The sequence below is a fragment of the Pelovirga sp. genome, assembly GCF_059864205.1.
The window spans coordinates 1-3,707 of the sequence record NZ_JCBCBS010000132.1 but is presented as its reverse complement, the minus strand read 5'-3'; the positions used below and the strand labels follow the sequence as shown (position 1 = coordinate 3,707).

5 protein-coding genes are annotated in these 3,707 nt (G+C 47.8%); all 5 read right to left on the bottom strand.

The window, feature by feature from the left end; translation table 11 throughout:
* Nucleotides 1-134: 134 nt before the first annotated feature.
* Nucleotides 135-401, bottom strand: coding sequence for a nucleotidyltransferase domain-containing protein (locus AC6F7T_RS08320; RefSeq protein WP_500717768.1), 267 nt, complete (start codon nucleotides 399-401; stop codon nucleotides 135-137).
* A gap of 88 nt (nucleotides 402-489) precedes the next feature.
* Nucleotides 490-1,077 (bottom strand): REP-associated tyrosine transposase, encoded by a 588-nt coding sequence (locus AC6F7T_RS08315; protein WP_500717765.1) that lies wholly within the window; start codon nucleotides 1,075-1,077, stop codon nucleotides 490-492.
* 92 nt (nucleotides 1,078-1,169) lie between these two features.
* Complete coding sequence (gene mntA / locus AC6F7T_RS08310) at nucleotides 1,170-1,436, bottom strand: type VII toxin-antitoxin system MntA family adenylyltransferase antitoxin (protein WP_500717763.1); 267 nt, start codon at nucleotides 1,434-1,436, stop codon at nucleotides 1,170-1,172.
* 378 nt (nucleotides 1,437-1,814) lie between these two features.
* A complete protein-coding gene (locus AC6F7T_RS08305) occupies nucleotides 1,815-2,099 on the bottom strand; it encodes a type II toxin-antitoxin system RelB/DinJ family antitoxin (protein ID WP_500717760.1) in 285 nt (94 codons plus the stop codon).
* A gap of 592 nt (nucleotides 2,100-2,691) precedes the next feature.
* Complete coding sequence (locus AC6F7T_RS08300) at nucleotides 2,692-3,561, bottom strand: XrtA system polysaccharide deacetylase (protein WP_500717758.1); 870 nt, start codon at nucleotides 3,559-3,561, stop codon at nucleotides 2,692-2,694.
* Between the last annotated feature and the right edge of the window lie 146 nt (nucleotides 3,562-3,707).

Below are 3,707 nucleotides of genomic sequence, written 5' to 3'. Positions count from 1 at the left end.
AACCTCATCCTTAGCTGTATTCATCTTGTGTCGTTCCTTTCTGGAATTCCAGAAGGCCTGGGGGTCAAGTCTTGCACTTGATAATCTTTCGAACAGCATCTTCGGTTTGCTGAAGTACTTGAATGAGAAAATCCCTATTGGACATAAACGACATCTTTTTCAATGTTTTCTTTTAACATTTGATTCATATTTTTACGCATTCTGACAACATCAACGGGACAGTTTAAATCTTGTTCGAGTTGTTCCTTAATGTGCACAACAATGTAGGGATCGGGTGTCTTCGTTTCAATAACGATATCGACATCGCTGGTGTGCCGGGCACTCCCGCGTGCACAGGAACCAAAAATTCCCAACGATTCTATACCGTATTTTCTGCCATGTTTTCTTTTAAATTGATGCAACTTATTTAGTATGACTTCTTTATCTGCGTATTCATGTCATGACCTCTTTGTGGGGACAGGCACTATTCCCCGGCTTTCAACTTAACTTTTACTGGTCATAGTTCCTCATTTTATACATTTCCAACTCTGTCATTGGTGTATCGACATACTCTGTCCAGGGTTGTGGTAACGCAATCGGCAATGTGCTGATGTTAAGTTTGCTACTTGTGCTGTTAAGGGAGGCACCTGCGGATCCTGTCCCTCGTTGATAGTGGGACGACCAGGGCCAATCGACTGCTGAATCAACCATACCGGCGCGGACGGGGTTTGCTTCTACATAACGAATGACCGCTAAAAGTTGATCGCTGTCGTCTATTGCAAAACTTTTGTAACGCCCCTGCCATAAATGCCCACTACTTTTATAGTGGCGGTGATATCTACGAACGTGGGTTGATTGAAACCAGTGCATTCCCTTGCTGAGCAATTCTGCTTTATTCGGCCTTACAACAAGATGATAGTGATTGGTCATCAGGCACCAGGCGAACAATTCTACTGCAAATCGTTCGCTCATCTCCATCATAAGTTCAGTGAATGCTTGATAGTCACCGTCTTTGTGAAATACCGGCTGTTGACCATTGCCCCGGTTGATTAGATGATAGATGCCGCCATCACTAAGCTGTCTCGCTGTCCGTGGCATAATCCCCCCCCTTTTGCCAGTCAGAGTCAGAGTCAGAGGGACAGGCACCTGCGGAGCCAGTCCCTGGAATCCGGGGACTGTCCCTTTTGGGTTTAGAGGGACTGTCCCCTCGTACCTGAGAGAGTTGACAAATCTATTAAATCCACTGTCCTCAACAGAACCCCCTCAAGTCGGGCGGCAATAGCCATTTTACGTTCGGCGCCTAACGGTTGGTCAAATAACAGCGCGAGGTCAACATCGCTGCCAGGGCGCATGGTACCAGCGGCAGCAGAACCAAAAATAATTGCCAGTTTCAGCCCTTGTTCAGCTTTGAGGAGATTGACAATCCGGGAACACAAATGTCTGTCATCCTGCGTCATATCGCCCTCTTTTGACTATGTTGATAGAGCACTAATGGGGACAGGCACTCAACACCTATCAAATAAAAAACTGCCCCAGGGTGATTGAGGCAGTTGTTAAACTGTATCAGTTTCACCATGGTAGCCCGACAAACCCGACAATTAAAACCCTGTCTCCGGTCTCGCGGCTTTGCGTCTCGCTGGATTCCCGCTTTCGCGGGAATGACGATGTGAGTTCAACTTTTAACTGTTTTGTCGCCGAAGCAATAACATCGAGGAGTTTACCACGCTGCAATCTGCCGATAATATGACCGACCAGAATAATGTCAGAAATTGGCAGTCTGGTAATTTTCCTGAAATCTTTTTTAAACTGCGTTGAATATTCAAGACCCTGCATGGTCAAGAACATGCAGGGGTGACTGTGCCATCGGTAAGGTCTGTTAATAGTTGATCAAGTGACGAGGCACGGTGCCCTTTACCTTCTATTAACGCCTGCATGGCAGCAGTGCTGATTGCGTTTGGCTGTGGTACTTTCAGCTCAAAAGGGATGCCACCGTGGTTGATCACCGCCCTGGCAAAAAGCTTGATCGCCTGAGAAGGGCTGAGGCCCACTTCGTCACAGATAAGGGTAAAGGCAACCTTGGTGTCGTGATCAATGCGTGCGCTGAGCATGTCGGTTTTCATAATGGCCTCCTATTGTGTTTCGATGTTAGACAATGTAACGCAAAAGAAGAACATTGTGCAGCATTTTCTAGTAAAGGGCCCACATAAGAAAGGTAAAAAGGTCATCAATCCTTCGCCGCAATGAAAATCTATCTGAATCTATTAGCTGAAACACCTATTCTGATTAAGACACGCCAATAGGGACTGGCACCGCAGGTGCCAGTCCCTGAACCCAGTAATCTTATTTTTCCTGCAGTTAACATCTGATTAAATCTGATATTCACCCTAAACAGCCTGAATGTCCCTGCAAATTACACTTCCTGGACTCCCGCTTTCGCAAGAGTGAAGACTTTTCAGAGTAGAGCGGAAGATTGGTGCTAATCAGGATTTTTTTTGGTTTTTTTTCACTTTTTTGTGTTTTTTTCTTCGCCAGTCAGATTTCAGTCAGATCGGCACATTATAGTGGGTGCCGGATCGACATAGAATTGCTATGTCACAATAGATCCGGAGGGGGGTTGCCCCCACTGCCGATCAGGTGGTGGGGGCTTTTTCCTCTGTAGTCCTGGTGAGCAGTCCAGCCCCTGGTTTATATCTTTTACGCTCCAACTCGTTTTTAACGATACGAGTTTCCAATCGGCCCAAATCTAAAATCCCGCAATAAGGTCCGAAAGCGTATTTCTGTGCGGTCGAGATTAAGATAATGGCGAAACCGGCTTTTTATTCTTGCACCTGCCATCCGTGGCTGTTTTGGGTCAAACTCCCAGGGATGGAGATAAAAAACAAAGGGTTGCTTTTCTTTATTGTTGATTTGCTGTAATCCCCACCGGGTAAGCTGGTACGGCAACAGACGGAAATAGCCGCCACCGGCGATGGGCAGATTTGTTCCGCCCATCCTTAATGTGGTAATTGGAATCTCTCTGATAGCACGGCCGGTGGCGGAAATGTCTGCCGCTGTCCAGCTATCCCCTTTTTTAACAGCGTAACCGGCAAATCGTGGCCAGTCCGGAATGCCATAATAATCGTGACGCATGGGAAAGATACTGGAGTCGTAGGTGAAACCGGCATCCAGCAGTTCATCAAAGGCCCAGAAGGTCTGGCGGGTGATGGAATAACTCGGCGCCCGATAACCGTTGACGGCCTGGCCGCCCTGATCTTCGAGCAGGGCTTTGGCGCGGCGGATATCCCGGCGATATTCATCACGTCCCATCAGGGCGACACGTTGGTGCAGATAGCCGTGACAGGCAATTTCGTGGCCACGCGCAGCTATCCCTTTGGTCAGATGGGGATAGCGTTCGGCAACCCAACCGAGGATAAAGAAGGTTGCTTTGGTGTTGTATTCATCAAGGATATCAAGGATCAGGTTGGTGTTACCCTCAACCCGGCACTCACGCGCACCCCAACTGTCGGGCGGCGAGATATTCTCAAACGCTGATACGTGGAAGTAGTCTTCAACGTCGATGGTTAAAAAGTTGGTTATTGTCATTGGTCTGCCGCTGAAGCGGCGTCCTTTGTTCAATCATAAGTGAGCGGTGAGCGGTGAGCCGTGAACGGTTAACTGCTCACTGCTCACTGCTCACTGCTCACGGCTCACGGCTCACCGTTTTATCACAACGACCAATAAAGTAGTCC

Excerpts from the sequence above, each read along its gene's own strand:
- mntA (WP_500717763.1), bottom strand. The coding sequence starts at position 1,436 with ATGACGCAGGATGACAGACATTTGTGTTCCCGGATTGTCAATCTCCTC.
- AC6F7T_RS08300 (WP_500717758.1), bottom strand. The coding sequence starts at position 3,561 with ATGACAATAACCAACTTTTTAACCATCGACGTTGAAGACTACTTCCAC.
- AC6F7T_RS08305 (WP_500717760.1), bottom strand. The coding sequence starts at position 2,099 with ATGAAAACCGACATGCTCAGCGCACGCATTGATCACGACACCAAGGTT.
- AC6F7T_RS08315 (WP_500717765.1), bottom strand. The coding sequence starts at position 1,077 with ATGCCACGGACAGCGAGACAGCTTAGTGATGGCGGCATCTATCATCTA.